We start from the raw sequence: 25,097 nt of genomic DNA, 5'->3' as shown, positions 1-25,097 counted from the left end.
ATACCCAGTGCCGGCGCCTCACGACCTGTGCGCGAGCACGTGCAGCTGAGTAGCGATGTCGCGCAGCACGGGGTGGGTGGCGGCGACCTGCTCGAGGGCGACGAGCGCCTCGGCGGCGCCGGGCTCCCCGTCGACGAGCCTGCTCGGGACCAGGTCGGCGAAGACCCGCACGCCGTGGACGGCGCCGACGGCGAACCCGGTCGCGGCCAGCAGCTCGGAGAGCGTCTCGGCGTCGAAGCGCCTCGGGGTGGGGTCGCGGTCGCCCCAGGTGCCCCGCGGGTCGTCGAGCACGGCCCGCGCCTCGTCGAACTGGCCCGCGAGCGCCCGGTGGATGGCGCTGCCGACGGGGTTGGCGGTCAGCACGCTCACCGCGCCGCCCCTGCGCAGCACGCCCGCGACGGCGGTCAGCGCGCTGATCGGGTCTTCGACGTATTCGAGCACACTGTGGCAGAGCACCAGATCGGCGCTGTCACGGCTGAGCAGCTCGCCCAGGTCGGCGGCGTCGCCCTGCAGGGACCGCACGCGCACGCCCTTCTCCTTGGCGCGGCGCTCGAGCGCGGCCAGCGAGTCGGGGCTCGGATCCACGACGGTCACGGCGTGACCCAGCGCCGCCAGCGGCACGGCGAACCCGCCGGTGCCGCCCCCGGCATCGACGATGTCGAGCCCCTCCCGGCCGGTCGCCGCCGTCCGTTCGGCCAGCGCGGACCGCAACGCGTCCCAGACGACGGCGGTCCGCACCGCCGGGGTCCTCGTGACGCCTTCAGCACGCAACGTCGGCTCGCCTCCCTCTCCCCTCGCGACGGGCCGCGCTCCGGGCCCTCGCGATCACGCACATCTTGAACTGCGCTTCTCCGCGGTCGGGCCCCAGCCTACGCCGTGCGCCGCTCCCCCGCTCGCCGTCACCGGCACCGCCCGCTCCGGGTCGCGCACGCCGCCCCGGGCGCGCCGCCGCCGATGATCGCCACCGATGTCCGAGCGGCGGGGTCAGGTCGTGAGGCCAGGTCGCGGGGTCAGGCGTCGAAGCCGGCGGCCGGCCGCTTGGGCGCCCGCAGCCGCCACGCGTCGGTCAGCAGCTCGCCCATCTCCTCGGCGTCCACGGCCCCGAGCCGCACCAGCACGGCGGCGGACCGGTCGTAGTGCGGCGTCGTGAAGAACGCGGCCGGTTCGGCCGCGATCAGCCCCGCCTTCTCCTCCACGGAGCCCACCGGCAGCACCAGCACGTCGCCCTCCTCACGCACCCGGGCGAACCACTTGCCGCGGACGTAGAAGGCGGGCGTGCCATACATGGTCTTCTCGACGGTCCCGGGCAGCGCCAGGGCGAGCCGGCGTACGTCGTCCTCGATCACCATGCCCACACGATACGCACCGCCGGGCGAGCGGCAAGGGGCGCGTCGCGGCTGGTGACGCGCCACTTGTCCGCACGCCCCCTGGCCACACGTCAGGCTTGCGCGCATAGGCGCCCGGCCGTGTGACGACGCACGGCCCTCGTCTCGGCGAGCCGTGCGGGCAGGCGTCGTGTTGTGTACTTGGGAACGTACCCCTTGTTTTTTGGAAGGTACGCCTTATTTCATTGGAACGTACCCCGAACTCGGCCTTTTGACGGTGTCTAAAGGGTGAGGCTTGGCTTGAGCTGCTTGAAGCGGGCCAGCAGCCCGTTCACGAACTGCGGCGACTCGTCCGTGGACAGCTCACCCGCCAGGTGCACCCACTCGCTGATCACCACGCCCTCGGGCACGCCGGGCATCCAGAGCAGCTCGTACGTGCCCCCGCGCAGCAGGTTGCGGTCGACGACGGGCATCCGGTCGAGGGTCCAGCCCTCGGCGTAGGTGGTGATCAGCTCGTCGATGCGCGCGTGGTGTCTGGCGACGCCCTCGACGATGGTCGAGGTGTATTCGTTCACCGGGGGCTCCTGCCGCTCCACGCGTTCGGCGAGGATCTTCAGCGGATCCTCGCTGCGCAGCTCGGCCTCGAAGAGGATGTCAAGCGCCCGCCGGCGTGCTTTGCCGCGTGCCGACACCTCAGGCCCGGCCGAGGTAATCGCCGCTGCGGGTGTCGACCTTGACCTTCTCACCGGTGGTGATGAACAGCGGCACCTTGATCTCGGCGCCGGTCTCCAGCGTGGCGGGCTTGGTGCCGCCGGTGGAGCGGTCGCCCTGCAGGCCGGGCTCGGTTTCGGCGATGGTCAGCTCGACCGCGGCGGGCAGGTCGACGTAGAGGGCAGAGCCCTCGTTGAACGCGACCGTGGCCAGAGTGTTCTCCAGCATGTAGTTGGCGGCGGTGCCGACGGTGTTGTTGGGCACGTTGACCATGTCGTAGGTCTCGGTGTCCATGAACACGAAGTCGTCGCCGTCCTTGTACGAGTACTGCATCTCGCGCTTGTCGACGTTGGCCACGTCGACCTTCACGCCGGCGTTGAAGGTCTTGTCGACGACCTTGCCGGAGAGGACGTTCTTGAGCTTGGTGCGCACGAACGCGCCACCCTTGCCCGGCTTGACGTGCTGGAACTCGACCACGGCCCAGAGCTCACCGCCCTCGAGCTTCAGCACCATGCCGTTCTTGAGGTCGTTGGTCGTCGCCACTCGTTCTTCTCCCGCGTGCGGCCGCTCTAAAGGACGAGCAGCTCCTTGGTCGTCTTCGTGAAAAGTTCCGGCCCGCCCTCACGTGTCACCAGGGTGTCCTCGATGCGAACCCCGCCCCGGCCCGGGAGATAGACCCCGGGCTCGACGGTGATCGGAACTCGATCCTCTAGTCTACCGGTCCGCGACGGGCCGAGGAACGGCTCCTCGTGGATCTCCAGGCCGACTCCGTGTCCCAGCCCGTGCCGGAAGCGGCTCCCGTACCCCGCGTCCTCGATGACGGTACGGGCCGCCGCGTCCACCTCCCTGGCCCCCGCGCCCGGCGCGAGCGCGTGCCTGCCGGCCCGCTGCGCCTCGGCGACCAGGTCGTAGATCTCGCGCTGCCAGTCCGTCGGCGGGCCCAGGCAGACCGTCCTGGTCATGTCGGCGTGGTAGCCCTGGTAGCGGGCGCCGAAGTCGATCGTGACCAGGTCGCCGGCGCGCAACTCCCTGCCGGAGGGGGCGTGGTGCGGGATCGCGCCGTTCTCGCCGGCGGCCACGATCGTGTCGAACGCGGGCTTGTCGGCGCCCAGCTCGGTCATGCGGTTGTCGAGGAGGCGGGCGAGGTCGCGCTCGGTGATCCCCGGGACGATTTTCCCCGAAATATCGGCAAATGCCTGGTCGGTGATCTCGCAGGCCGTACGGAGGAGCTCCAGCTCGCCGTCGTCCTTGACCGCCCGCAGCAGCTCCACCACCGGCTCCAGCGGCACCAGCCCCTCGCCCAGGCGCCGGTACGTGGCCACGCTCATCCACGCCGCCTCGATCCCGGCCCCCGGCTCCGCCAGCGCGCTCTCCACGTCGTACGCCTCGACCGACGGCACGTCCAGCGTCCGGGCCACCTCGATGTAGCGGTTGTCGGTCGCCAGCAGCGCGGTGCCGTCCGCCCTGACCAGGACGGCGGCGTTCGAGCTGACCAGCCCGGTGAGGTAGCGGACGTTCACGGGCGAGGTGACGAGCAGGGCGGTCACCTCACGGGCGGGCAGCAACCCGGCGAGGCGGGCCCGGCGTGCCACGTAGTCGACGCTCATGGCGCCAATGTACGTGTTCCGACCCTGGCGTCACTATCGCCCGCCAGCTGGCCGAGCCAGCCCGGAGCGCCTAGTCGTCGGGCAGCCGCCAGTCGTTCAGGACCTGAGCCGCCGGCCCGGCTCCGCCCATGTCGCCCTTCTCCTGCGCCCGCCTCAGGTCGTGGTAGACGCCGGCGATCTGGTCGATCCCCGAGTCGATGCGGCCCTCCTCGAACTTCCTGGCCGCCTTCCTGATCTTGTCGCGGGCCTTGCCGGCGACCTTGGGGTCGATCGCGCCCATGGCCTGCTGGGCCATCAGCGCCTTGTCGAACTCCGACAGCCACTTGCGCCAGCCGCCCGGCGGGATCGCCTCGCCCAGGGTGGCCTTGGGCTGGACCGTCTCGCGCAGCGAGGTCGGTCCCAGGGTGCTCACCAGGCCGGGCGTGGCGTCCGGCGTGGGCTCCTCGGTGAGGAGCGTGGTCGGCAGTGTGCTCGGCAGCGTGCTCGGTTCGGCGGTCGGGGTGGAGGCCGTCAGCGGCTCCTCCTTCCTCGCGCCCGCCCACATCACCATGACGACGGTCACCACCGCGATGACCACCACGGCGGCGCCGAGCTGGAGGATGAGCTTGCGGTTCGAGGCCGGGGCGGGCTCGAGGTCGCCCGCCTGGTAGACGGCGGTGTCACCGGCCCTCGGAGGAGGCCCGCCGTGCCCGGGGGCCTGGAAGACCTCGGTCGATCCGTCGCCCCCGAACGTCCCGCCCGGCCCGCCGGCCGGCACGCCGCCGTCCCGGAAGGAAACGCCCGTCACGGGCATGGCCGCCCCGGGCGGAGGCGACCCGGCGGGAGTCGCCCCAGGGTGGAGCGACCCGGGGTGAGCCGCCCCAGGGAGAGGCGACCCGGGGGGAGCCGCCCCAGGGAGAGGCGACCCGGGGGGAGCCTGCCCAGACCCGGGCGGCATGGGCGGTGCGGCCGGGTTGGCGCGCGGCCGCGCGATGGCGGCCAGCGCCCGCCGGATCGCCTCACCGCTGCCGGGCCGCTGCGCGGGATCCTCGGCGATCATGGCCAGCACGAGCCGATCCAGCTCCGCGGACACCTCGGACCTCGACGCGCTCGGCGGAGCGGGCACACCCCGCCCGGAAGCGCCGCCGGAATCATCCCCCGCCTCGTCGCCGAAGGGCGGGCGGCCGCACAGGAGCTCGTAGCAGACGCACCCCAGCGCGTACAGGTCCCCGGCGGCCGCGGCCTCCTGCCCCGCCGCCCGCTCGGGCGCCACGTACCGCGGGTCCCCCGGCACCCGGTCGTCCATCCCGAACCCGACGACCTTCAGCACCCCGCTCCCGGCCAGCCGGAAGCTGTGCGGGGCGACGTGCCCGTGCACGACCCCGGCCCGGTGCGCGGCGTCGAGCCCGGCCGCGGCCTGCCCGATGAGGTCGCACACCTCGACGATCGGCAGCGGACCGCGCGCGGCCAGCTCCTCGCCCAGGCTGGGGCCGGTGAGGAACTCCATCACCAGGAACGGCGCCCCGTCGTGGTCGCCGACGTCCAGCACCATGGCCACGTTCGGATGGATGACCCGGGCCACGGCCTGGGCGTGCTGCCTGAGCACCTCCCGGGTCGCGCCCCCCGCCACCCGGGCGCCGAGCACCTTCACGGCCACGACCCAGTCGGCCCGCGTGTCGTACCCTCGCCACACCTCACCCATCGGCCCGCTGCTGATGCGCTCGTCAAGCCGATACCGGTCAGCGACCAAGGACGGCGTCGCGTCGGACATATCCCCGCCAATTACTCGAAAATCAGGATTTCCGACCACCATAGGGCCCCGCAGACACTGCCGCCCCATCATCCCGCCGGGCGGGATGACGGGGCGGGATGACGGGGCGGGATGACGGGGCGGGATGACGGGGCGGGCCGGGCGGCGAGGTCAGGCCGCCGCGGGCTGCGGCACGCGGCCCACCGGCGCGGCGACGTCCAGCGACTGCGGCGGCGCGTTGAAGACGGCCTCGTCCAGACGGCCCTCCGAGCGCGCCACCAGGACGGGGACGACGAGCTGCCCCGCGACGTTGGTGGCGGTGCGGATCATGTCGAGGATCGGGTCGATGGCCAGCAGCAGGCCGACGCCCTCAAGGGGCAGCCCCAGCGTGCTGAGCGTGAGCGTCAGCATGACGGTCGCGCCGGTCAGGCCCGCCGTGGCGGCCGAGCCGACCACCGACACGAACGCGATCAGCAGGTAGTCGCCGAACCCGAGGGGCACGCCGAACACCTGGGCCACGAAGATCGCGGCCAGCGCCGGGTAGACCGAGGCGCACCCGTCCATCTTGGTGGTGGCGCCGAACGGCACGGCGAAGGAGGCGTAGTCGCGGTCCACGCCGTTGCGCTCGACGGTGACCCGCTGCGTCAGCGGCAGCGTGCCGACGGACGAGCGGGAGACGAAGGCCAGCTCGATCGCGGGCCACGCGTTGCGGAAGAACTGGACGGGGTTGACCTTGCCCCACACGGCCAGCACCGTCGGGTAGACGGCCAGCAGCACGATGAAGCAGCCGATGTACACCCCGGCGCTGAACTTGGCCAGCGGCGCCAGCAGGTCCCACCCGTACGTGGACACGGCCTTGCCGATCAGGCCCGCGGTGCCGAGGGGAGCCAGGCGGATGACCCACCACAGCGCCTTCTGGACCAGCTCCAGGACGGAGCGGGCGAGGTTCAGGAACGGTTCGGCCTTCTCGCCGGCCGCCAGGGCCGCCGCGCCGAGCACGACCCCCAGGAAGACGATCTGCAGGACCTTCACCTCGGTGAAGGCGGTGACGATGTTGGTGGGCAGGATGCCGGTGACGAAGTCGAGCCAGGTGCCCGCGCCCTCGGTGTCCACGGCCTTGGCGGCGGCGGTGTCGAGGGTGACACCCTGGCCGGGGTTGATGAGCAGGCCGAGGCCGATCGCGAGCGCCACCGAGACGAACGCGGTGACGAGGAACCACAGCAGCGTCTTGGAGGCGAGCCTGGCGGCGCCGTTGACGTTGCGCAGGTTGGCCACGCTGACCAGCACGGCGGTGAAGACCAGGGGCGGCACGGCGAGCTTGAGCAGCTGGACGAAGATCTGCCCGATCCGGGTCAGCGTCTCGGCCAGCCAGGCCACGTCCCAGATCTTGGCGACGAAGCCCAGCGCGATGCCGGCCGCGAGGCCGACCAGCAGTTGCAGGGAGAAGGAGAATCTCTTCATGGGTGGGGGAGCTCCCGGGGAAAGGGCATGCCGGCCCGCCGCGCGAGCGGGCATGCCAGGTGAGGAAGGGGTGATCGAGGCTGACGCGGTTCAGCGACAGAGCGATCCGTGCAACCGGCACAGATCGATGTGCAGCCGCTCGACGAGCCACACGAACACCAGGGAGAACCTCACGAGCTCCCACAACACCCGTCAAAACGGACGTATTCCGCTAAAAGGTGTGACTCACCCCACAATGTCCTTGATCAGCTCAATCAGCCGCACCCGCTCCTCGTGCGTCCTGCCGAGCGGCGCCACGTTCAGCGTGGTCACCCCGGACTCCTTCATCGCCTGGACGCGGTCGCGCACGAACCCCTCGCTGCCGATCAGCGACATGCTCTCCAGCAGCTCGCCGGGCACCAGGGCGGCCGCCTCGTCCTTCTTGCCCTCGAGGTAGAGGTCCTGGATCCGCTCGGCCTCCTTCTCGTAGCCGTAGCGCCTGGCCAGGTCGTTGTAGAAGTTGCGGCCCTTGGCGCCCATGCCGCCGATGTAGAGGGCCGCCATCGGCCGCCCGAACTCCAGCAGCCCGGCCACGTCGTCGCCGACCGCCAGGGACGCCTGCGCGATCACGTCCAGCTCGCCCAGCTCGGGGTCGCGCTTCTCCTTGCCGGCGGCCAGCGACCGGCCCCACACGTCGGCGGCCTTCTCGGGCACGTAGAAGATCGGCTCCCAGCCCTCGGCCAGCTCGGCGGCGAGCTCGACGTTCTTGGGCCCGATGGCGGCGATCACGATCGGGATGCGGGGCCGTACCGGGTGGTTGATGAGCTTCAGCGCCTTGCCCAGGCCCGTGCCCTGGTCGGGCGGGAGCGGCAGCGTGTAGTGCTTGCCCTCGTGCACCAGGCGCTCGCGCCGCCACACCTGGCGGCAGATCTCGATGACCTCCCTGGTACGCCCGAGCGGCGCCGTGTACGGCACCCCGTGGAAGCCCTCGATCACCTGCGGCCCCGACGCGCCGAGCCCGAGCGTGAAGCGCCCGTCGGAGACGAAGTCCAGGCCCGCGGCCGTCATGGCCAGCAGCGTCGGCGTGCGGGAGTAGATCGGCAGGATGCCGGAGGCGATCTCCAGCCGCTCGGTCCTGGCCGCGATGTACCCCATCTGGCTGACGGCGTCGAAGCTGTAGGCCTCGGCCACGAAGACGATGTCGAGCCCGGCCTTCTCGTAGTCCGCCAGCTCGGCCACCGTCTCCTTGAAGCCGCCCGAGTAGTTGAGTGCCATACCGATGCGCATGCCGGGCTCCCGATGAAACCGAATGATATTCCGTTGCGACGCGAACAGGCTATCGCGTCGGCGTGGCGGGCAGGGAGCCACTAGCCTGGATCAGGTGCTGAGTCGGCTGGTCGTCATCGTGTCCGCCGTGGTCGCCATGGCCATGGCCGGACACCAGCTGATTCCCGCGCTCGGCGGGTTCACACCGGTGATGGAGAGCCTGCTGCCCTGGCTGGGGGTGACCGTCCCGCTGTTGCTCCTGGTCGCCGCGCTGGCACGCTCCAGGGCGGCCGTGATCGCGGCGCTGGTGCCCGGGGTGGTGTGGGCGGCGATGTTCGGCTCCACGCTGCTGCGCACGCCGCCGGGCGGCCCGAGCGACCTGGCCGTCGGCACGGTCAACGTGGGCGTGACCAACAACGCCTCGGGCGAGGCCGTCCGCATGATCGCCAAGGACCTCGACCTGCTGGCCGCCCAGGAGCTGACCAGCGGCGGCCCCGCGGCCAAACAGCTCAATAAGATGTTCAAGTACCACTATCCGGTCAGCACGGTCGGCCTGTGGAGCCGCTACCCGATCAGCGAGCCCAAGCCGCTCGACATCGGCCTGGGCTGGCCGCGGGCGCTGCGCGCGGTGGTCGCCACCCCCAAGGGCAAGGTGACCGTCTACGTCATGCACCTGGCCTCGGCCCGCCCCGGGGAGACCGCCTCGCGCGACGTCTCTCTCGCGCACGCGCGCCGGCTCATCGACGACGACCCGAGCAAGCGCATCCTGCTGCTCGGCGACCTCAACACCGCCACCACCGACCGCGGCATGCGAGGGCTGACCCCGCCGCTGAACGACGCGCAGACCGTGGCGGGCGACGGGTTCGGGTTCACCTGGCCGTCCGAGTTCCCGATCACCCGGCCCGACCACATCCTGTTCAAGGGCATGACGGCGACCAAGGCGGGCGTCGCCCCCGCGACCGGCAGCGACCACCGCGCCGCCATCGCCTCACTGCGGCTCTAGGTGCGGCTCCAGCAGCCGCAGGTCCTGAGGCGTGTCGATGTCGGCCGGGTTCCCGTGCTCGTCGCACGGCACCTCGGTGACCAGCTCGGGGTGCGCCTTCATGAACGGCCGCGCCCCCACGTCCCCCACGGCCAGCTCCGCCACCTCGGCGAAGTGCTCGCGGGCGATCAGCACCGGGTTCCTGCGCCTCCCCTCGTAGGTGGCGACCGCCAGCCCGGCGCCCGAGGCGATCAGCGCCCGTACCGCGCCCGGGCCGATGAACGGCTGGTCGACCAGCGCGATCACCACGGACTCGGCCTCCTGCGGCAGCGCGGCGAGCCCGACCCGCAGGGACGAGCCCATGCCGGACGCCCAGTCCGGGTTGCGCACGGTCACCGCGCCGCGCACCTGCACGGTGGCCGCGCCGAGCACGACCACGACGGGGTGGCAGCCGCCCTCCTCCAGCAGCCGCACGCCGCGGTCGACCAGGCGCTCGCCCGCGTACTCGACCAGCGCCTTGGGCGTGCCCAGCCGGGCGCCCTCCCCCGCGGCCAGCAGCAGCCCGGCCACCTTCGCGCTCCTCATGAGCCCTCGTGGTGGATGCGGCCCTCGGTGCTGGACAGCGGGCGGCCCGAGCCGCCCCAGCGGAGCTGGATCAGCTCGGCGGCGATCGACACGGCCGTCTCCTCGGGGGTGCGCGCGCCGAGGTCGAGCCCGATGGGCGAGCGCAGCCTGGCCAGCTCGGCGTCGGTGAGCCCGGACTCGCGCAGCCGGACGAGCCGGTCCTCGTGGGTGCGGCGCGAACCCATGGCGCCCACGTACCCGGCGTCGGTGCGCAGGGCCACCTCCAGCAGCGGCACGTCGAACTTGGGGTCGTGGGTGAGCACGCAGATCACCGTGCGCTGGTCCACCTGGACGGAGGACAGGTAGTCGTGGGGCCACTTGACCACGACCTCGTCGGCGTCGGGGAAGCGCTTGGCGGTGGCGAAGATCGGGCGCGCGTCGCAGACCGTGACGTGGTAGCCGAGGAACTTGCCCACCCTGGCCACCGCCGCCGCGAAGTCGATGGCCCCGAACACCAGCATGCGCGGCGGCGGCGCGAACGACTGCACGAACACCGCCAGGTCGTCCAGGCGCCGCTCCCCCTCGCCGCCGTAGTGCCTGATGCCGGTCAGGCCCTGGGCGAGCATGCCGCGCGCGTCGTCGTCCACGGCCTCGTCGAGCCGGTCGAGCCCGAGCGTGCCGGACGAGCGGTCCGGCCAGATGACCCGGCGGGCGCCGATCTGCCCGGGGCCGGAGACGATGGTGGCGACGGCCACCGGCTCGTGCGCGTCCACGGACATCGCGATCTCCCCCAGCTCGGGGAAGGTCTCGATCGAGATCGGCTCGACGAGGATGTCGATGATGCCGCCGCAGGTGAGCCCGACCGCGAACGCGTCGTCGTCGCTCACGCCGTACCGCTGCAGGACGGCCTCGTCGACCTCGGCGGCCAGCTCGAACACCGCGCCCTCGACGCACCCGCCGGACACGCTGCCGACCACCTCGTCGCCGCGCACCGCCATGGCCGCGCCCGGCGGCCTGGGCGCGCTGCTGAACGTGCTCACCACCGTCGCCAGCCCGAACTTGAGCCCCGACCTCCACCACCTCATGATCTCCGGCAGCACGTCACGCATGGGCCAGCCTTTCGCTGAGTCGCTCATAGGCGGCCAGGCTGTGCCCGGCCACCAGGTCGTCCACGTACGGCAGGGCGGCCCGCATACCGCCCGTGAGAGGCTGGTAGTCCTCATACCCCTTGTGCGGGTTGACCCAGATCACCCGATGCGCCTGCCTGGCCAGCCTGGCCATCTGCGCCCCCAGGAGAGCGGGGTCGCCGCGCTCCCACCCGTCCGAGGCGATCACGACCGTCACCCCGCGCGCGCTGTAGCGGGACAGGTACTCCTTGAGCTCGTCGCCCAGCCGGGTCCCGCCGCTCCAGTCGGGGATGGCCTTGGAGACCTCGTTCAGGGCGGTGCCGGGGTCGCGGTGGCGCAGCTCGGCGGTGATCGGGGTGAGCCTGGTGCCGACCGAGTAGACCTTGGTGGCCCGGGGCTCGCTCCTGACCAGCGCGTGTGCGAAGCGCAGCAGGGTCTCGGCGTACGGGGCCATCGAGCCGCTGACGTCCACGAACAGAACGACGGTGCGCGGACGGGTGGTGTGCCTCTTGTGCCGGAGCCGGGCGATGTCGCCCTTCCTGAGCGCGTCGCGGATGGTGCGGCGCGGGTCGAGCACGCCCCGGTGGGCGCCCTCGAAGCGGCGCGAGCGCCGTCGCTCGCGGCCGCACCTCAGCATGGCCAGCATCCGGTGCACCTCGGCCCGCTCGGCCTCGGTCAGCCGGGCCACGTCGCGGTGCCGCAGCACCTCGGCCCGGCTCGCCGTCGCGGGCGCCGCCGTCCCCTCGTCGCCGCCGTCCGTCTCACCCCGCGTCTCGGCCGCCAGGTGCCTGGTGACGCTGGTCGTGCTCGTACGGGCCACGCTCGCCCGTACCCCGCCGAAGTACGCGGCGAAGCACCGGTCGTAACGGGGCAGATCGTCGGGCGTGGCGCAGAGCGTGAGCCGCCCGGCCCAGTAGACCTCGCCGGAGTCGGCCACGTCGAGGTGGTCGAGCGCCCTGAGCATGTTCTGGGTCCGCTCGTGGTCGGCGGCGACCCCGGCCGCACGCAGCGTCCTGGCGAACGCCGTCATCGTGGCGACCAGCTCATCCATGGGGCAGCAGCCCGTTGCCGAGCACGTTCGAGACGTCCTCCCGGTATTTCAGGGCCGCCCCCAGAGTGGCCGCGGCCAGGGCGGGATCGAGCTCCTTGGCCCCCAGCGTCAGCAGCGCCTCGGTCCAGTCGAGCGTCTCGGCCACGCCCGGCGGCTTGACCAGGTCCGCCTGCCGCAGCCGCTCGGCCGCCCGCGCCACCTGCACGGCCAGCGTCTCGGTGCAGTCGGGCAGCCGGCGCAGCAGGATGGCGACCTCGCGGTCGAAGCTGGGGTGTTCGAGCCAGTGGTAGAGGCAGCGCCGCTTGAGCGCGTCGTGCACCTCGCGCGTCCTGTTGGAGGTGACCACGACCACCGGCGGCTTCGTGGCCTTGACGGTCCCGAGCTCGGGGATGGAGATCGTGAAGTCGGAGAGCACTTCGAGCAGGAACGCCTCGAACTCGTCGTCGGCCCGGTCGATCTCGTCCACGAGCAGCACGCTCGGCTGCGTCTCGATGGCCTTGAGCAGGGGCCGCGCGATCAGGAACCGCCTGTCGTAGATCTCCCCCTCCAGCCGGCCCACGTCGGTGACGCCCGCGGCCTCCGCGGCCTTCAGGTGGAGCAGCTGGCGCGCGAAGTCCCAGTCGTACAGCGCCTGGGCCGCGTCCAGCCCCTCGTAGCACTGGAGTCTGATGAGCGGCGCCTTGAGCAGCGTCGCCAGCGTCTTGGCGAGCTCGGTCTTGCCGACTCCCGCCTCTCCTTCGAGGAAGAGCGGCCGGCCCATCCTCAGCGCCAGGAAGGCCGCCGTGGCCAGCCCTTCGTCGGCCAGGTAGGCGTGCCGGTCGAGGAGCTCGATGAGCTTGGCCGGCGACTCGATGTCCATTGCCCTGATTGTCCGCCGCAGCACTCCTTCAGGCTACGTCGACACCCGGTCCGGCGATATTCACCCGCCGACCATGACACGGGGTCATCGACCGGCTACTTCTCGCGAGCCTCGCCGCGCTCCCGGATCAGGGCCTCCAGCTCGGCCGTGGCCCGGACGGCGCGGGCCTTCTCCGAGCCCTGGATGCCCATGGCCCCGATGGTGCGCCCGTCGGAGGTGTCGATCTTCGGCCAGGGGTCGCCCACCAGCAGCGTGACCTCCAGGATCTCCGGCCACGAGTAGCGGTGGGTGCGGGCGGCGTTGACGATGGTGACACCCTCGTCGTCCGCCTCCACCCGCACCCGCCCCAGCATGTGCAGCACGAACGCCACCGCGCACCCGAACGCCACGATCGCCAGCCGGTCGGGCAGCTTGAACGGCTCGGCGATGAAGACCGCCATGATCACCGACCCGAGCACGATCACGACTGCGGAGCCGTACGCGACGATCCGCGGTCTGCGGGGACGCCAGGTGACGGGCAGGGGCGGTGGAGTGATCGGCTCGGGCACGAAGGAAACCTACCGCAGGCTAGTGGAGGTCCCGCAGGAGGAGGGCGGTCTCCAGCGCGGCGACGGCCGACTCGTATCCCTTGTCCTCCTTGCTGCCCGGCAGGCCCGAACGGTCGAGGGCCTGGTCCAGGGTCTCGCAGGTGAGGACGCCGTTGCCGACGGGCGTCTCCTCGTCCAGCGAGATCCGGGTCAGGCCCGCGGTCACCGAGTCGCAGACGTAGTCGAAATGGGCGGTCTCACCCTTGATGACCGCGCCCAGCGCCACCACCGCGTCGCAGCGGCGGGCCAGCGCCTGGGCGACCACCGGGATCTCCAGCGATCCCGGCACCCGCACCACGGTCGCCGTGGCGCCGCTGTCGTCGCAGGCCTGAAGAGCCCGCGCCACCAGCTGATCGGTGATCTTGGCGTGCCAGCTGGCCGCCACCACCCCCACGCTCAGCCCCGAGGCGTCGGGCGCCGCGACGCCCGGCCTGCCTTCGCCGCTCATGATGCCTCCGAGATGTGATGGCCGAGGCGGTCGCGCTTGGCCGTGAGGTAACGCTCGTTGTGCGGGTTCATGGCCACGGGCAGGGGCTCGCGGCCGAGGACCTTGATGCCGTACCCGTCCATGCCCTTGAGCTTGGCCGGGTTGTTGGTGAGCAGCCGCACCGACCTGACGCCGAGGTCGGCCAGGATCTGCCCCGCGTTGGAGAACTCCCGCGCGTCCACCGGCAGCCCCAGCTCCACGTTGGCGTCGACGGTGTCGCTGCCGTTGTCCTGCAGGCTGTACGCCTTGAGCTTGGCCAGCAGGCCGATGCCCCGGCCCTCGTGGCCGCGCAGGTAGACGACCACGCCGCGGCCCTCCTGGGCGATGGCCGACATGGCGTTGCCGAGCTGCACCCCGCAGTCGCAGCGCAGCGAGCCGAACACGTCGCCGGTCAGGCACTCGGAGTGGGCCCGGACCAGGATGTTCTCGCCGTCGGACAGGTCGCCGAAGACGAGCGCGACGTGCTCGCCGCCGTCGAGCGCGCTGGCGTAGCCGTAGACCCGCCACATCCCGTACGCGTTCGGCAGCCGCGTCTCGGCCACCCGCGTGACCATGCTCTCGGCCCGTCGGCGGTAGTCGACGAGGTCCTCGATGGAGACCAGCGCCAGGTCGTGCTCGTCGGCGAAGCGGCGCAGCTCGGGCAGCCTGGCCATGGTGCCGTCGTCGTTGACCACCTCGGCCAGCGCGCCCGCGGCCGACAGGCCGGCGAGCCGGGCCAGGTCCACGGCCGCCTCGGTGTGGCCGCGCCTGGCCAGCACGCCGCCCTCGTGGTAGCGCAGCGGGAAGACGTGCCCGGGGCGCACCAGCTCGTTGGGCTCGGTCGCGGAGTCGGCGAGCGTGCGGATGGTCTGCGCCCGGTCGGCCGCGGAGATGCCCGTGGTCACGCCGTCGCGGGCGTCCACGGTGATCGTGTACGCCGTGCGCATGCGCTCCTTGTTGTGCACCACCATGAGAGGCAGCCCGAGCCGGTCGAGCTCCTTGCCCTCCATGGCCACGCAGATCATCCCGCTGGTGTGCCTGATCGTGAACGTGCACAGGTCCACCGTGGCCTTGGCCGCGGCGAAGATGAGGTCGCCCTCGTTCTCCCTGCTCTCGTCGTCGACCACGACGACGGGCCGGCCGTTGCGGATGTCGTCGATGGCCCGCTCGATGGGGTCCAGCTTGATGTCGCTCATCGCGCCACCGCCACGCCGACCTCGGCCGCCCGGTATTCACGCAGCCACTTCACGAACCCGATCACCACCAGAACGAAGAAGATCCCGTACACCCACCCGGAGACCACCAGCCCCGAGCTGAACGCCAGCGGCACGCCCACCAGGTCGACGGCCACCCACACGATCCAGAAGTCCACCAGCGCCCGGCCCTGCGCCCAGGTGGCCATCGCGCTGCCGACGAAGATGTAGGCGTCGGCGGCCACCAGGAAAGCGCCCTTCGGCAGCGGCACCTGCGCGCCCCACGACAGGCCGGTGACGAAGAACAGCACGCCGACCAGGGCCGTGCCCAGCAGCATCCCGCCGATCAGCAGCGACCGCTCCCACCACGCGGCGGGGCGGACGCGCAGCTGCCTGCCGTCCTGCGTGCCGCGCCGCCACGCCCACCAGCCGTAGACCGCCAGGCCCGCGAACAGGGCCTGCTTGAGCGCGTTGCCGGTGATGTGCGCGTTGATCGAGGCGATGAACAACAGCACCGAACCGGCGAACTGCACCGGCCAGGTCCACATCGACTTGCGCATGGCGAGCAGGACCGTCGACAGGGCGGCGATGTTGCCGACCAGGTCCGTCCAGAGCACATGGGTGCCGAATACATCGAATCCGGCGTCGGCCCAGTTCACTGCCTGACCACCAGCCTTTCCACATACTTCGCGATCACGTCGACCTCGATGTTCACGGTGTCGCCCACCTGGCGCTCGCCCATGGTCGTGAGCTTGAGCGTGGTGGGGATGAGGCTCACACCGAAGCTGTCGTCGTCAACCGTGGTCACCGTCAGGCTGATTCCGTCGATCGCGATCGAGCCCTTCTCCGCCACGTACGGGCTCAGCGCCCCGGGGAGCGAGAACCGCACGTCGTCCCAGCTCTCGCCGGGTTCCCTGGACAGCAGCACGGCGGTGCCGTCCACGTGGCCCTGCACGATGTGGCCGCCGAGGCGCTGGTCGGCGCGTACGGCGCGCTCCAGGTTCACGGAGGAGCCCTGCTTCAGCCCGCCCAGGGAGCTGCGGTCGAGCGACTCCCTCATCACGTCCACGGTGAACACGCCGTCCTCGACCTCGACGACGGTGAGGCACACGCCGTTGACCGCGATCGAGTCGCCGTGCTTGGCGTCGGAGGTGACGACCGGGCCGCGCACCGACAGCACGGCCCCGCCGCCCTCCTGATCGATGGCCACCACTTCGCCCTTTTCCTCAATGATTCCGGTGAACATCACTGCTCCCTGCCTGGTTGGGTGGCAGGCCGGGCGATCAACCGCACATCCGGCCCTATGGGGGAAATTTCGTCAAAAGTCAGGCGGTGCATCTCGCCGATCGTCCCCACCCCGGCCGCACCGAGCGCGGCCCGCCCAGAGCCGAGCAACGCGGGGGCCAGGTACGCGACCACGCGATCCACCAGGCCCCGCCGCAGGAACTCCCCGGCGAGCGTGGGGCCGCCCTCCAGGAACACGCTGACGACCTCGCGCGCGGCCAGCTCCTTGAGGAGGGCTTCGAGGTCGAGACCGCGGCCGTCGCGGGGCAGGCGGAGGAGGTCGGCCTTGAGCCCGGTGCCGGCGTCCTCGGCCACGGCGACGAGCGTGGGGGCGCTGTCGTCGAGTACCCGGGCGTCCTGCGGCGTCCTGCCCCGGGTGTCGACCACGACCCGCAACGGCCGCCGTCCACCCGCTTCCCCGCCTCCCGCCCCGCCGCGGGGACGCGTCTCCGATACGGGGGCCACCCAGCCGACACGCGTCTCCGAACCGCGACCGGCCGACGCGGGACCGTTCAGGGGGCCGGGGCGGGCCGTGAGGTGGGGGTCGTCGGCGAGGACGGTGCCGATCCCGGCGACGATCGCGTCCGCGGCGGCCCGCAGCCGGTGCACGTCCTCCCTGGCCTCCGGCGAGGTGATCCACTGGCTGGTCCCGTCCTCGGCCGCCGACCGCCCGTCGAGCGTGGCCGCGAACTTCCAGGTCACGTGCGAGCGCCCGAGCCGCGCGTACGTCAGCCACTCCTCGTTGCCCCGCTCCGCCTCGGCGCCAAGCACCCCGGACGTCACCGAGATCCCATGCGCCCGCAGCCGGGCAGCGCCGCCGGCCGCCTTGGGGTTGGGGTCCGGCACCGCGATCACCACCCGCGCGACCCCCGCCGCCAGCAGCGCCAGGCTGCACGGCCCCGTCCGGCCGGTGTGGTCGCAGGGCTCAAGGGTCACGTACGCGGTGCCGCCCCGCGCCCGCTCCCCCGCCTGCGCCAGCGCCACGACCTCGGCGTGCGGCCCGCCCGCGTACGCGTGGAAGCCCTCGCCCGCCACCTGGCCGCCGGCGTCGAGCACGACGCAGCCCACGACGGGGTTGGGGCTGGTGGTGCCGTGTCCGTGCCCGGCCAGTTCGACGGCGCGCGCCATGTGCGCGGCGTCCTGCGCGGGTATCTCCACCCGGGGTACTCCTACTCGCCAGTAGCTCCAAGCCACGGCGGGCCCCGGGGGATTTCGGCCCTGATCCTGCTGTGCGTCAGGGCAGGCGCCCGGCTGGGACACCGGACACCTCGCGCGCTTCCTCCCATCCGGACTTTAACCGTCGGTCCCGGAATTTCACCAGGTCAACCGGCCGATGGCATCGGCCGGGTCGCGGACTATAACCGCCGGTTCGGAATTACACCGACCCCGGAGCACGCTAGCTCTCTTGGCTACCAGTGTGCCATGCCCGAATTGCCGTGCGCGACCGCCCCGGCATATTTGACCAAGCGCTAGGTCAAGCGGCCATGAGCCGGCGCGCCCGCCGGGCGGCGGGGCTGTAGAGGACGTCCCCCGGGACCAGGCCGATCCCGGTGTGCAGGGTGCGCAGGGTCGCCGTGGCCCACAGGTCGCCGACCGGGGTGGCGGGCAGCCCGTACAGCCGTCTCGCCCATCGCGGCAGCGTGGCGAACGACAGCAGCGTCAGCGCGGGCAGCGCGGGCTTGAGCGGGGTCAGCATGCGCGGGAGCGGGGCGTTCAGCGACAGGCGCAGCGGGTGGGCCGCCTCGGGGACGAACCGCAGCCCCGGCCGCGCGGCGTCGATGTAGTCGCGCAACTCGGCCACCGACCCCGGAACGTCCTCCGCCTTCAGCCCCACCACCTCGGCCGCCCGCCGCCACTCGGCCACGAACGCGTCGGCCTCGGCGTCCGTCAGCCGCACCCCGGCCCGCCGCGCGACCGACAGGTAGGAGTCGACCTCGCCGACGTGGACCCAGCGCAGGGCGTCCGGCTCGTCCAGGTGGAAGGTGATGCCGGTGTCGGGGTCGTAGGCGGTCAGGTTGGTGTGGATCTTGCGGACGCGCCGCCCCGCCCGTTCGACCTCGGCATCGGTCCCGTACGTACGCACGCGTACGAACTCGGTGGTCCGCACGAACCGCGACCAGGCCTCATGGGGATCCATGAGCGCGGAGTTCTGCAGCACCCCGCGCATCGCCCGCGGATGCAGGCCCTGCATCAGCAGCGCCCGGATGCCGCCCACCAGCAGGATCGGCTCTCCCATCACCCGCCACGTCACCGAGCGGGGCCCGAAGATCCCATGGTCGCCCATAAGTGAATGGTTACCCAGGCGATGGGTGATTTATGCGCTTTTGAGGGTGGCGGCGGCCCTGAGAGCGTCAACGGCGGCGCTCGGGTCGGAGGCGCCGTAGACGGCGCTGCCCGCCACGAACACGTCGGCGCCCGCGTCCGCGCACCGCTCGATCGTGCCCGCGTCGACTCCCCCGTCGACCTGCAGCCAGACCCGCCCGCCGTGCCGCTCGATCAGCTGCCGCGCCCGCCGGACCTTGGACAGCACCCCGTCGAGGAACTTCTGCCCGCCGAACCCCGGCTCCACGGTCATCAGCAGCAGCATGTCGACCTCGGCCAGCAGGTCTTCGTACGGCTCGACGGGCGTGGCCGGGTTGAGCGCGAGACCGGCCCTGGCGCCGAGCGAGCGGATCTCGCGCAGCGTCCTGATCGGCCCCTTGGCCGCCTCGGCGTGGATGGTCACGCTGCCCGCCCCGGCCTCCGCGTACTGCGGCGCCCAGCGGTCGGGGTCGTCGATCATGAGGTGGCAGTCGAGCGGCGTCGGGGTCGCCTTGCGCAACGCCTCGACCACGGGCAACCCGATGGTGAGGTTGGGCACGAAGTGGTAGTCCATGACGTCGACGTGCAGCCAGTCGGCATTGGGCACGGCGGCGGCCTCGTCGGCGAGCCTGGCGAAGTCGGCGGCGAGGATGCTGGGCGAGATCTGTACGGCCATGATTCGGCAATTCTAGTGAACGGCCCGCGCCCTGCTCCCATCAGTCCGGCGGGCCGATCGGATCACGCCTGGGGACGCCTGCGGAGCAGGGCCAGGAACATGGCGTCGGTGCCGTGCCGGTGCGGCCAGAACTGGACGTGCGGGCCGTCTCCCAGGTCGTCGGCCTCGGGCAGGTAGGCGCGGGCGTCGAGCTGTTCGACGTCGTCCCGGCGCGCCACCACGTCCCCGACCACGACCCGGGTCTCGGCCAGGTGCGGGGAGCACGTGACGTACGCGACGACACCGCCGGGGCGGACGGCGTCCAGCGCGGTGCCGAGCAGCCGCCGCTGCAGCTTGCCCAGCTCGGCGATCCCGTGCGGATCCCGCCGCCAGCGCGCCTCCGGCCGCCGCCGCAGCGCCCCCAGACCGGTGCAGGGGGCGTCGAGCATCACGCGGTCGAACACCCCGGGCCGCCACGCTGGCTCGGTGCCGTCCGCCGTGAGCACGGTCGCGTCCCTGGTCGTCTGCCAGACCAGCCGCGCCCGGTGCTGCTGCAGGTCGGCAGCCACCAGCCGGGCGCCCCCGGGGAAGGCCGTCGGGCCGGTGCCGGCGGCCGGGGCGTGGGCGCGGTCCCTGGCCTCCTTGCTCAGCCCCGCGAGGTCCCCATGGGTGGCGATGGCGTCGAGCAGGCCCGCCTTGCCGCCGGGGCCCGCGCACATGTCGAGCCACAGCTCGTCGCCGTCCCCCTCCAGGGGGACGCGGGTCAGGGCGAGCGCCACCAGCTGGCTGGCCTCGTCCTGGACGGCGGCGCGGGTCTCGGCCACGGCCTCGATCTGGCCGGGATCACCCTCGCGCAGATAGGCCGCGTACGGCGAATAGCGGGCGGGGAGGGCGCCCACGGCCTCGAGCTCCTCCACCGAGCTGCGCCCCGGCCGCGCCACCAGCGTCACCAGGGGGCGGGCGTTGTCGGCGTCGAGCAGGTCGGGCATCTCGTCGGGCCCGCCGAGCGCGTCGCGGAAGGCGGAGACGATCCAGCGGGGGTGACCGTAGGCGATCGCCAGATGGCCGACCGGGTCGTCGGCCGGGTCCGGCGCGACGATGGGCACCCACTCCTCGAGCGTCCTGGAGCCGATCTTGCGGAGCACCGCGTTGACGAACTTGGCCGCCCCGGCGCCGATGCGCAGGCGTACGAGATCGACGGTGGTGCCGACGGCCGCGTGCGGCGGGACGCGCATGCGCAGCAGCTGGTGCGCGCCCAGCCGCAGCGCGTCGCGCACGTCCGGGTCGGGCACGCGGTCGCTGCACATCTCGATGACTGCGTCGTAGGTGCCGAGCCCGCGCAGCGTCCCGTAGGCGAGCTCGGTCGCCAGCGCGGCGTCGCGCCCCCTGATGCCACGATCGCGAAGGAGCCGTGGCAGCAGCAGGTTGGCGTACGCGTCGCGCTCGTCGACCGCGCGTACGACGTCGAAGGCCGCGTTGCGGGCGTGGTCGCGCGCCGGCCTCGGCGGCCTGCGCGTCCCGCCGCCCCTGCCTCCGGCGCCCTGGTCCCCCCTCGTCCTCATCCCCTCAGACTTCCCTCACGCCTCGTGCGCCGGCCAGCCGGATCACTTGAAGATCTCTTTACTCTCCGGGCGAACCCCGCGGGCCCACTCCACGGCCCCCATGAGCCGCTTGCCCTGCGGCTGCACCTCACCCAGCTCCACCGCGTCGGTGGCCGTCCCGACCAGCACCCTCGCCTTGGAGGCGGCGATCTCGCCCTCGGGCAGCCGCTCGCCGGGCACCATCCGCACGGGCCCCAGCTTCACCCGCTGCCCCCGGAACTCGCTCCACGCCCCGGGCGCCGGGCTGCAGGCCCGGATCCGGCGGTCGACGTGCATGGCGGGCTTGCTCCAGTCGATCCGGGCGTCGACCACAGTGATCTTGGGGGCGATGGTCACGCCTTCGGCGGGCTGCGGCCGGGCCTCCAGGGTGCCGTCCTCGACGCCGTCGAGGGTGGCGGCCAGCAGCCCCGCCCCCGACACCGACAGCCGCTCCAGCAGCGACCCGCTGGTGTCGTCCGGGCGGATCTCCTCGGTCACCACGCCGTAGACGGGCCCGGCGTCCAGCTCCTTGACGATCTGGAACGTCGTGGCCCCGCCGATCTCGTCGCCGTGCAGGATCGAGTGCTGCACGGGGGCGGCCCCGCGCCAGGCGGGCAGGATCGAGAAGTGCAGGTTGATCCACCCTTGGCGGGGGATGTCCAGCGCCGACTGCGGCAGCAGGGCCCCGTACGCGACCACCGGGCAGCAGTCGGGCTCCAGCGCGCGCAGCCGGTCGAGGAACTCCGGGTCGCCGGCCTTGGCCGGGCGGAGCACCTCGATGCCCGCCTCCTCCGCGAGCTCGGCCACCGGCGAGGGGTGGACCTTGCGCCCGCGCCCGGACTGGGCGTCGGGGCGGGTGACGACCGCGACGACCTCGTGGCGCGGCGAGTCGATCAGGGCGCGCAGCGACGGCAGCGCCGTCTCCGGCGTGCCCGCGAAGACGAGACGCATGCTCTCAGAGCGCCCTTCCGCCGGTGGCGTGCGGCGAGACCTTGATCACAGGGGCGGACAGGCCGCTCCACTCGGCCTCGCGCACGGCCTTCATGGCCAGCTTGCGCTGCTTGGGGTCCATGCGGTCGATGAACAGGATGCCGTCGAGGTGATCGGTCTCGTGCTGGAAGCAGCGGGCCATCAGGTCGGTGCCCTCCAGCGTGACGGGCTCGCCGTGCATGTTGAAGCCCTTGGCGACGGCGCGGATGGCGCGCGGCGTCGGGTAGGACAGGCCGGGGAAGGACAGGCAGCCCTCCTCGCCCTCCTCGTCCAGCTCCGAGGACAGGTCGAGGTCGGGGTTGATCACGTGGCCGAGCTGCTCGTCCACGTAGTAGGTGAACACCCGCAGCCCGACCCCGATCTGCGGGGCCGCCAGGCCGGCGCCCGGCGCGTCCATCATCGTGTCGGTGAGGTCTTTGACCAGCTTGCGGAGCTCCTTGTCGAAGTCGACGACCGGGGCCGCCGGGGTGCGCAGCACCGGGTCTCCGAACAGCCGGATCGACTGGATCGCCAAGGGGGTTACTCCGTTTCTCGTCTGTGGATCAACCCAGTTTAGTGCTCTCCAGGGAGCGCGCCTTCATCGCCGCCTTGCGCGCCGCCTTGACCACGGCCTGGTCGTCGTGGGCGGAGGCCAGCATGTCGAGCACGGCGATCGTGTCGGGGTGGTCCACCGCGGTCATCTCGCCGACCAGCTTGATCAGGTCCTCACCCGGCTCGGGCGTGTCGAGCCGGCCCGCGGCCGGGCCCGACAGGTGCATGAGGGCGGCCAGGGAGTCGACCGCGATCCAGGTGTGGTCCTCGGGGCTGAGCGTGGGCGCCTCGAGGTCGCGGATGTGCAGCCAGGAGGCGGCGTAGCGGCGCATCAGCGGATCTCCGAGCGCCTGCCTGACGGGCCCCTCGGCCTCCGGGCCCAGCTCCTCGAGGATGGCGCCGACCGCGCCGCGCTGCCCGGCGGTGCCGGACGCGGCGATCTCGATCAGGTCGCGGGCCGCGGACTCCGGCTCGCGGCGCTCCAGCCACCCGGCGACGGCGCTCTGCGTGGCCGAACCCTTGACCAGCTCCGCCACCAGCTCGGCCGCCGACAGGTCGGCGAACACCTCCACCTCGGCCGCCGTCGGCGCGTCGTGGCCCTCGCGCAGCAGGTCGCGGCGGATGGCCCAGACGCCGAGCGGGGTGAGCGCGGTGCGCCCGGCCGCGGTCTGCTCGACGAGCCCGCAGTACGTCAGCAGCGACAGCGCCTCCAGCAGCTCGGCGGGCAGCGCGGCGGCCAGCCGGCGCATCTCGACCGGGCCGGGCGCGCAGGCGACCTCGTGGGACTGGAGGATGCCCCTGGCGAGGTTGGCGGTCGCGACGCCGGAGCGCACGGAGTAGATCGTGGCGAGCATCTCGGCCAGGTGGCCGTCGACCACGGCGGAGCCCGTCAGGCCCTCGTCGGCGCGGTCGAGCACGTCCATGACCACGCCGTCCCAGAACTCCAGGATGGCCTCCACCGTGAGCTGCATCGACAGCGGCCCTCGCGATACGCGGCCGCCGAGGATCTGCAGCAGCCCCGTGTTGACGGCGACGATCCAGATCAGGCGCAGCCGGGCGGCGGGCAGGCCGAGCTCCCGGGCGGCGGCCTCGGCGTCCGACTCGCTCAGGTGCCCCTGCGGGGTGACCTGGCGGGTGCCCGTCCACGTGGTGAGCCTGATGGCGTCGGCGACGATCGGCACCCCGGGCACCGCCGCGGCCAGCTCGGCGTCGGGCGCGAGCAGGACCGGCGGGAACGTCAGCGCTTCGTGCTCCACGGGAGTCTCCTCAGGAGGCCGTGGGGGCACGGCGGCCTGCTCATCGATCAGCTTGCGCAGCTCGGCGAGGTCGAAGACGTTGTTTGCCACCCACGAAACTTACTGCACAGGAGTCACATGGGCGTACTCAACGGATGGCGCGGGACCGGGCTTTGAAGGCGGCCTTGCGTGCCGCCTTCGCGACCGTGCCGTCGGGGATGGAGCGTCCCAGCAGCTCCAGGACCTCGACGACGTCGGGGTGGTCGACCCGCCACATCTCCTCGATCATATGGGCCGGCGGGCCCGAGGCGGCCATGTTCTCGGCGAAGATCTCGGGATCCTCCTCGGCCGCGGGCATCGCGAGCGCCAGCATGTCGACGCTGACCCAGAGCAGCTCCTCCTGGGTGAGCTGGGGCGCGGGCAGCCCTCTGGCGGCCAGCCAGTGGATGGCGTGCGGGCGCAGCTCCTGGTCGTCGAGGTGGTCGCGGACCTGGCTCTCGGCCTCGGCGCCCAGCCGGTCGACGATGGTGATCGCGATGCCGCGGGCCACGGCGGGCGCGCCGGAGGCGGCGGTCAGCAGCTCGGCGGCGGCCTCGCCGGAGGCCCGGCCGCTCAGCCAGCGGCTGATGTCCTGCTCGGCGAGCTCGGCGGGCACGCCGTCGAGCAGCCCTTCGATGAGCCCGAGCGCGTCGGCCTCGGCCAGGTCGGGGGCCTCGGGCGCGTCGAGGTCGAGCGACAGGTAGTGCTCGCGCAGCCCCCAGACGGCCAGCGGGGTGAGCTCCGCGGTGTCGTCCGTGACCTGGATCATGCCGCACCACGACAGCCGGTCGAGCGTGCCGGCCAGGTCGGCCTCGCCGTCGTCGGCGATCTCGTCGAGGTAGTCGCCGATCACGGTGACGGGCACCCGCACCTGGAGCCTGTAGAGCATGTCGAAGAGGTCGTAATGGCCCTCGTGCCGCTCGACCAGGTCGGCGACGCGCGCCGCCCAGCCCTCCAGCGGGTCGCCGGTGTCGGGCAGCGGGTCCTCGGCCAGCAGGGGCACGCTCTCCAGCGCCGCGACGAGGTCCTCCCGCGCGGCCAGCCGGGCCGCGGGCAGCGGCGTGCACCCGGGACAGTCGCAGGGCGCCTCGCCCAGGTCGGGCACCTCGCCGGAGGGGATGGCGATCGCCTGCTCGAGCGACTCGGGGCCGATGGAGCTGAAGAGGCTCTTGGCCATGCCGAAGTTCGCGGGGTCGGCGAGGGCCTCGGGCATGCGCGGCGCGATGTCGTCGAGCCTGTCGCGCATGAGCACCGCCGTCGGCTCGGGGACCGCGCCCGCCTCGCTGAGGTAGTCGACGAAGGTGCGGGCGGCTGCGACGGTCTCCGGAGCGCTCTCCGGCGGGGCGATGACCTTGCGCGGGTAGATGGACAGCAGCAGCTCGTCGAAGGTATCCGGGCTGAAGTCGCCGAGTTCGTTGACGTTGAGATAGTCGCTGGCGTAGTCGCAGAGCAGGCGGACCTCGTCCGCGTCCACCTCGACTTCCCGCGCGTGTCCCCAAGCGCGCAGGTCGTCGATGGCCTGGTTCACCCATTCGATCGACACATGGGCACGCTAACGGCTGGCCTTCAGATGAG

27 protein-coding genes and 1 riboswitch are annotated in these 25,097 nt (G+C 72.4%); of the genes, 1 reads left to right on the top strand and 26 read right to left on the bottom strand.

Annotated elements, in window-relative coordinates; genetic code table 11:
- Nucleotides 1-18 precede the first annotated feature (18 nt).
- The 9 genes from AB0L65_RS29510 to AB0L65_RS29470 form a co-directional block, all read right to left on the bottom strand.
- Nucleotides 19-771, bottom strand: a complete 753-nt coding sequence (locus AB0L65_RS29510) for a methyltransferase domain-containing protein (RefSeq protein ID WP_363963671.1) — start codon at nt 769-771, stop codon at nt 19-21.
- Between the two features lie 239 nt (nt 772-1,010).
- Nucleotides 1,011-1,349: an MmcQ/YjbR family DNA-binding protein gene (locus AB0L65_RS29505; RefSeq protein ID WP_364251483.1), complete on the bottom strand. Its 339-nt coding sequence runs from the start codon at nt 1,347-1,349 to the stop codon at nt 1,011-1,013.
- A gap of 257 nt (nt 1,350-1,606) precedes the next feature.
- A complete protein-coding gene (gene nusB, locus AB0L65_RS29500) occupies nt 1,607-2,017 on the bottom strand; it encodes a transcription antitermination factor NusB (RefSeq protein ID WP_364251480.1) in 411 nt (136 codons plus the stop codon).
- A 1-nt stretch (nt 2,018) separates the two neighbouring features.
- Complete coding sequence (gene efp, locus AB0L65_RS29495; protein ID WP_350729143.1) at nt 2,019-2,579, bottom strand: elongation factor P; 561 nt, start codon at nt 2,577-2,579, stop codon at nt 2,019-2,021.
- Nucleotides 2,580-2,605: 26 nt separating this feature from the next.
- The gene (locus AB0L65_RS29490) at nt 2,606-3,643 is read right to left on the bottom strand and encodes an aminopeptidase P family protein (protein WP_364251477.1); all 1,038 of its coding nucleotides are present in this window, start codon (nt 3,641-3,643) and stop codon (nt 2,606-2,608) included.
- Nucleotides 3,644-3,713: 70 nt separating this feature from the next.
- On the bottom strand, nt 3,714-5,393 hold the full coding sequence (locus AB0L65_RS29485) for a protein kinase (RefSeq protein WP_364251474.1): 1,680 nt from the start codon (nt 5,391-5,393) through the stop codon (nt 3,714-3,716).
- 150 nt (nt 5,394-5,543) lie between these two features.
- Nucleotides 5,544-6,833: a dicarboxylate/amino acid:cation symporter gene (locus tag AB0L65_RS29480; RefSeq protein ID WP_364251471.1), complete on the bottom strand. Its 1,290-nt coding sequence runs from the start codon at nt 6,831-6,833 to the stop codon at nt 5,544-5,546.
- 90 nt (nt 6,834-6,923) lie between these two features.
- Complete coding sequence (locus AB0L65_RS29475) at nt 6,924-6,986, bottom strand: putative leader peptide (RefSeq protein WP_350729229.1); 63 nt, start codon at nt 6,984-6,986, stop codon at nt 6,924-6,926.
- Nucleotides 6,987-7,058: 72 nt separating this feature from the next.
- Nucleotides 7,059-8,099, bottom strand: a complete 1,041-nt coding sequence (locus AB0L65_RS29470; protein ID WP_364251468.1) for an LLM class F420-dependent oxidoreductase — start codon at nt 8,097-8,099, stop codon at nt 7,059-7,061.
- Between the two features lie 94 nt (nt 8,100-8,193).
- Here AB0L65_RS29470 and AB0L65_RS29465 point away from each other — a divergent pair, with 94 nt between their 5' ends.
- On the top strand, nt 8,194-9,081 hold the full coding sequence (locus tag AB0L65_RS29465) for an endonuclease/exonuclease/phosphatase family protein (protein WP_364251466.1): 888 nt from the start codon (nt 8,194-8,196) through the stop codon (nt 9,079-9,081).
- On the opposite strand, the gene AB0L65_RS29460 is transcribed toward AB0L65_RS29465, so the two are convergent.
- From AB0L65_RS29460 to AB0L65_RS29380, 17 genes are all read right to left on the bottom strand, one after another.
- Complete coding sequence (locus AB0L65_RS29460; RefSeq protein WP_364251463.1) at nt 9,067-9,645, bottom strand: nucleotidyltransferase family protein; 579 nt, start codon at nt 9,643-9,645, stop codon at nt 9,067-9,069. The genes AB0L65_RS29465 and AB0L65_RS29460 overlap by 15 nt on opposite strands.
- Nucleotides 9,642-10,733 (bottom strand): XdhC/CoxI family protein, encoded by a 1,092-nt coding sequence (locus AB0L65_RS29455; protein ID WP_364251629.1) that lies wholly within the window; start codon nt 10,731-10,733, stop codon nt 9,642-9,644. The genes AB0L65_RS29460 and AB0L65_RS29455 overlap by 4 nt, the downstream gene beginning before the upstream one ends.
- Nucleotides 10,726-11,802 (bottom strand): VWA domain-containing protein, encoded by a 1,077-nt coding sequence (locus tag AB0L65_RS29450; RefSeq protein WP_364251460.1) that lies wholly within the window; start codon nt 11,800-11,802, stop codon nt 10,726-10,728. The genes AB0L65_RS29455 and AB0L65_RS29450 overlap by 8 nt, the downstream gene beginning before the upstream one ends.
- Nucleotides 11,795-12,661 carry a MoxR family ATPase gene (locus tag AB0L65_RS29445; RefSeq protein WP_357728785.1) on the bottom strand — a complete coding sequence of 289 codons (867 nt, stop codon included), beginning with the start codon at nt 12,659-12,661 and terminating at the stop codon, nt 11,795-11,797. Before AB0L65_RS29445 ends, AB0L65_RS29450 begins: the two co-directional genes overlap by 8 nt.
- 95 nt (nt 12,662-12,756) lie before the next feature.
- Nucleotides 12,757-13,209: a PH domain-containing protein gene (locus AB0L65_RS29440; protein WP_364251457.1), complete on the bottom strand. Its 453-nt coding sequence runs from the start codon at nt 13,207-13,209 to the stop codon at nt 12,757-12,759.
- Between the two features lie 19 nt (nt 13,210-13,228).
- Entirely contained in the window at nt 13,229-13,696 is a 468-nt protein-coding gene (gene ribH / locus AB0L65_RS29435) for a 6,7-dimethyl-8-ribityllumazine synthase (protein ID WP_192792225.1), read from the bottom strand.
- Nucleotides 13,693-14,910, bottom strand: a complete 1,218-nt coding sequence (locus tag AB0L65_RS29430; protein ID WP_350729124.1) for a bifunctional 3,4-dihydroxy-2-butanone-4-phosphate synthase/GTP cyclohydrolase II — start codon at nt 14,908-14,910, stop codon at nt 13,693-13,695. The genes ribH and AB0L65_RS29430 overlap by 4 nt, the downstream gene beginning before the upstream one ends.
- On the bottom strand, nt 14,907-15,566 hold the full coding sequence (locus AB0L65_RS29425) for a nicotinamide mononucleotide transporter family protein (RefSeq protein WP_364251454.1): 660 nt from the start codon (nt 15,564-15,566) through the stop codon (nt 14,907-14,909). The genes AB0L65_RS29430 and AB0L65_RS29425 overlap by 4 nt, the downstream gene beginning before the upstream one ends.
- Nucleotides 15,563-16,153 carry a riboflavin synthase gene (locus tag AB0L65_RS29420; RefSeq protein WP_364251451.1) on the bottom strand — a complete coding sequence of 197 codons (591 nt, stop codon included), beginning with the start codon at nt 16,151-16,153 and terminating at the stop codon, nt 15,563-15,565. The genes AB0L65_RS29425 and AB0L65_RS29420 overlap by 4 nt, the downstream gene beginning before the upstream one ends.
- Nucleotides 16,153-17,349 carry a bifunctional diaminohydroxyphosphoribosylaminopyrimidine deaminase/5-amino-6-(5-phosphoribosylamino)uracil reductase RibD gene (gene ribD / locus AB0L65_RS29415; RefSeq protein ID WP_364251448.1) on the bottom strand — a complete coding sequence of 399 codons (1,197 nt, stop codon included), beginning with the start codon at nt 17,347-17,349 and terminating at the stop codon, nt 16,153-16,155. The genes AB0L65_RS29420 and ribD overlap by 1 nt, the downstream gene beginning before the upstream one ends.
- Before the next feature lie 110 nt (nt 17,350-17,459).
- A riboswitch (FMN riboswitch) is annotated at nt 17,460-17,590 on the bottom strand.
- A 75-nt stretch (nt 17,591-17,665) separates the two neighbouring features.
- Nucleotides 17,666-18,475: an oxygenase MpaB family protein gene (locus AB0L65_RS29410; RefSeq protein WP_364251446.1), complete on the bottom strand. Its 810-nt coding sequence runs from the start codon at nt 18,473-18,475 to the stop codon at nt 17,666-17,668.
- 30 nt (nt 18,476-18,505) lie between these two features.
- Nucleotides 18,506-19,168 (bottom strand): ribulose-phosphate 3-epimerase, encoded by a 663-nt coding sequence (rpe, locus tag AB0L65_RS29405; RefSeq protein ID WP_355191686.1) that lies wholly within the window; start codon nt 19,166-19,168, stop codon nt 18,506-18,508.
- Between the two features lie 62 nt (nt 19,169-19,230).
- Nucleotides 19,231-20,709 (bottom strand): transcription antitermination factor NusB, encoded by a 1,479-nt coding sequence (locus tag AB0L65_RS29400; RefSeq protein WP_364251444.1) that lies wholly within the window; start codon nt 20,707-20,709, stop codon nt 19,231-19,233.
- Between the two features lie 42 nt (nt 20,710-20,751).
- On the bottom strand, nt 20,752-21,678 hold the full coding sequence (gene fmt / locus AB0L65_RS29395; RefSeq protein WP_364251441.1) for a methionyl-tRNA formyltransferase: 927 nt from the start codon (nt 21,676-21,678) through the stop codon (nt 20,752-20,754).
- 4 nt (nt 21,679-21,682) lie between these two features.
- Nucleotides 21,683-22,231 carry a peptide deformylase gene (gene def, locus AB0L65_RS29390; protein ID WP_350729109.1) on the bottom strand — a complete coding sequence of 183 codons (549 nt, stop codon included), beginning with the start codon at nt 22,229-22,231 and terminating at the stop codon, nt 21,683-21,685.
- A 28-nt stretch (nt 22,232-22,259) separates the two neighbouring features.
- Nucleotides 22,260-23,594 (bottom strand): hypothetical protein, encoded by a 1,335-nt coding sequence (locus AB0L65_RS29385; RefSeq protein ID WP_364251438.1) that lies wholly within the window; start codon nt 23,592-23,594, stop codon nt 22,260-22,262.
- A gap of 37 nt (nt 23,595-23,631) precedes the next feature.
- On the bottom strand, nt 23,632-25,065 hold the full coding sequence (locus tag AB0L65_RS29380) for a hypothetical protein (protein ID WP_364251435.1): 1,434 nt from the start codon (nt 25,063-25,065) through the stop codon (nt 23,632-23,634).
- Between the last annotated feature and the right edge of the window lie 32 nt (nt 25,066-25,097).

Source organism: Nonomuraea sp. NPDC052116 (assembly GCF_040680035.1).
GTDB lineage: Bacteria > Actinomycetota > Actinomycetes > Streptosporangiales > Streptosporangiaceae > Nonomuraea > Nonomuraea angiospora_A.
Note: the sequence above shows the minus strand (reverse complement) of the source record. Positions and strands in the feature narration are given on the sequence as shown.

Bases quoted from the DNA above. Each gene is read 5' to 3' on its own strand.
- AB0L65_RS29420 (WP_364251451.1), bottom strand. From the start codon at position 16,153: ATGTTCACCGGAATCATTGAGGAAAAGGGCGAAGTGGTGGCCATCGAT.
- AB0L65_RS29410 (WP_364251446.1), bottom strand. From the start codon at position 18,475: ATGGGCGACCATGGGATCTTCGGGCCCCGCTCGGTGACGTGGCGGGTG.
- AB0L65_RS29485 (WP_364251474.1), bottom strand. From the start codon at position 5,393: ATGTCCGACGCGACGCCGTCCTTGGTCGCTGACCGGTATCGGCTTGAC.
- AB0L65_RS29450 (WP_364251460.1), bottom strand. From the start codon at position 11,802: ATGGATGAGCTGGTCGCCACGATGACGGCGTTCGCCAGGACGCTGCGT.
- AB0L65_RS29455 (WP_364251629.1), bottom strand. From the start codon at position 10,733: ATGCGTGACGTGCTGCCGGAGATCATGAGGTGGTGGAGGTCGGGGCTC.
- AB0L65_RS29480 (WP_364251471.1), bottom strand. From the start codon at position 6,833: ATGAAGAGATTCTCCTTCTCCCTGCAACTGCTGGTCGGCCTCGCGGCC.
- rpe (WP_355191686.1), bottom strand. From the start codon at position 19,168: ATGGCCGTACAGATCTCGCCCAGCATCCTCGCCGCCGACTTCGCCAGG.
- AB0L65_RS29445 (WP_357728785.1), bottom strand. From the start codon at position 12,661: ATGGACATCGAGTCGCCGGCCAAGCTCATCGAGCTCCTCGACCGGCAC.
- AB0L65_RS29490 (WP_364251477.1), bottom strand. From the start codon at position 3,643: ATGAGCGTCGACTACGTGGCACGCCGGGCCCGCCTCGCCGGGTTGCTG.
- ribH (WP_192792225.1), bottom strand. From the start codon at position 13,696: ATGAGCGGCGAAGGCAGGCCGGGCGTCGCGGCGCCCGACGCCTCGGGG.
- AB0L65_RS29505 (WP_364251483.1), bottom strand. From the start codon at position 1,349: ATGGTGATCGAGGACGACGTACGCCGGCTCGCCCTGGCGCTGCCCGGG.
- AB0L65_RS29430 (WP_350729124.1), bottom strand. From the start codon at position 14,910: ATGAGCGACATCAAGCTGGACCCCATCGAGCGGGCCATCGACGACATC.
- AB0L65_RS29460 (WP_364251463.1), bottom strand. From the start codon at position 9,645: ATGAGGAGCGCGAAGGTGGCCGGGCTGCTGCTGGCCGCGGGGGAGGGC.
- AB0L65_RS29400 (WP_364251444.1), bottom strand. From the start codon at position 20,709: ATGAGGACGAGGGGGGACCAGGGCGCCGGAGGCAGGGGCGGCGGGACG.
- fmt (WP_364251441.1), bottom strand. From the start codon at position 21,678: ATGCGTCTCGTCTTCGCGGGCACGCCGGAGACGGCGCTGCCGTCGCTG.
- AB0L65_RS29470 (WP_364251468.1), bottom strand. From the start codon at position 8,099: ATGCGCATCGGTATGGCACTCAACTACTCGGGCGGCTTCAAGGAGACG.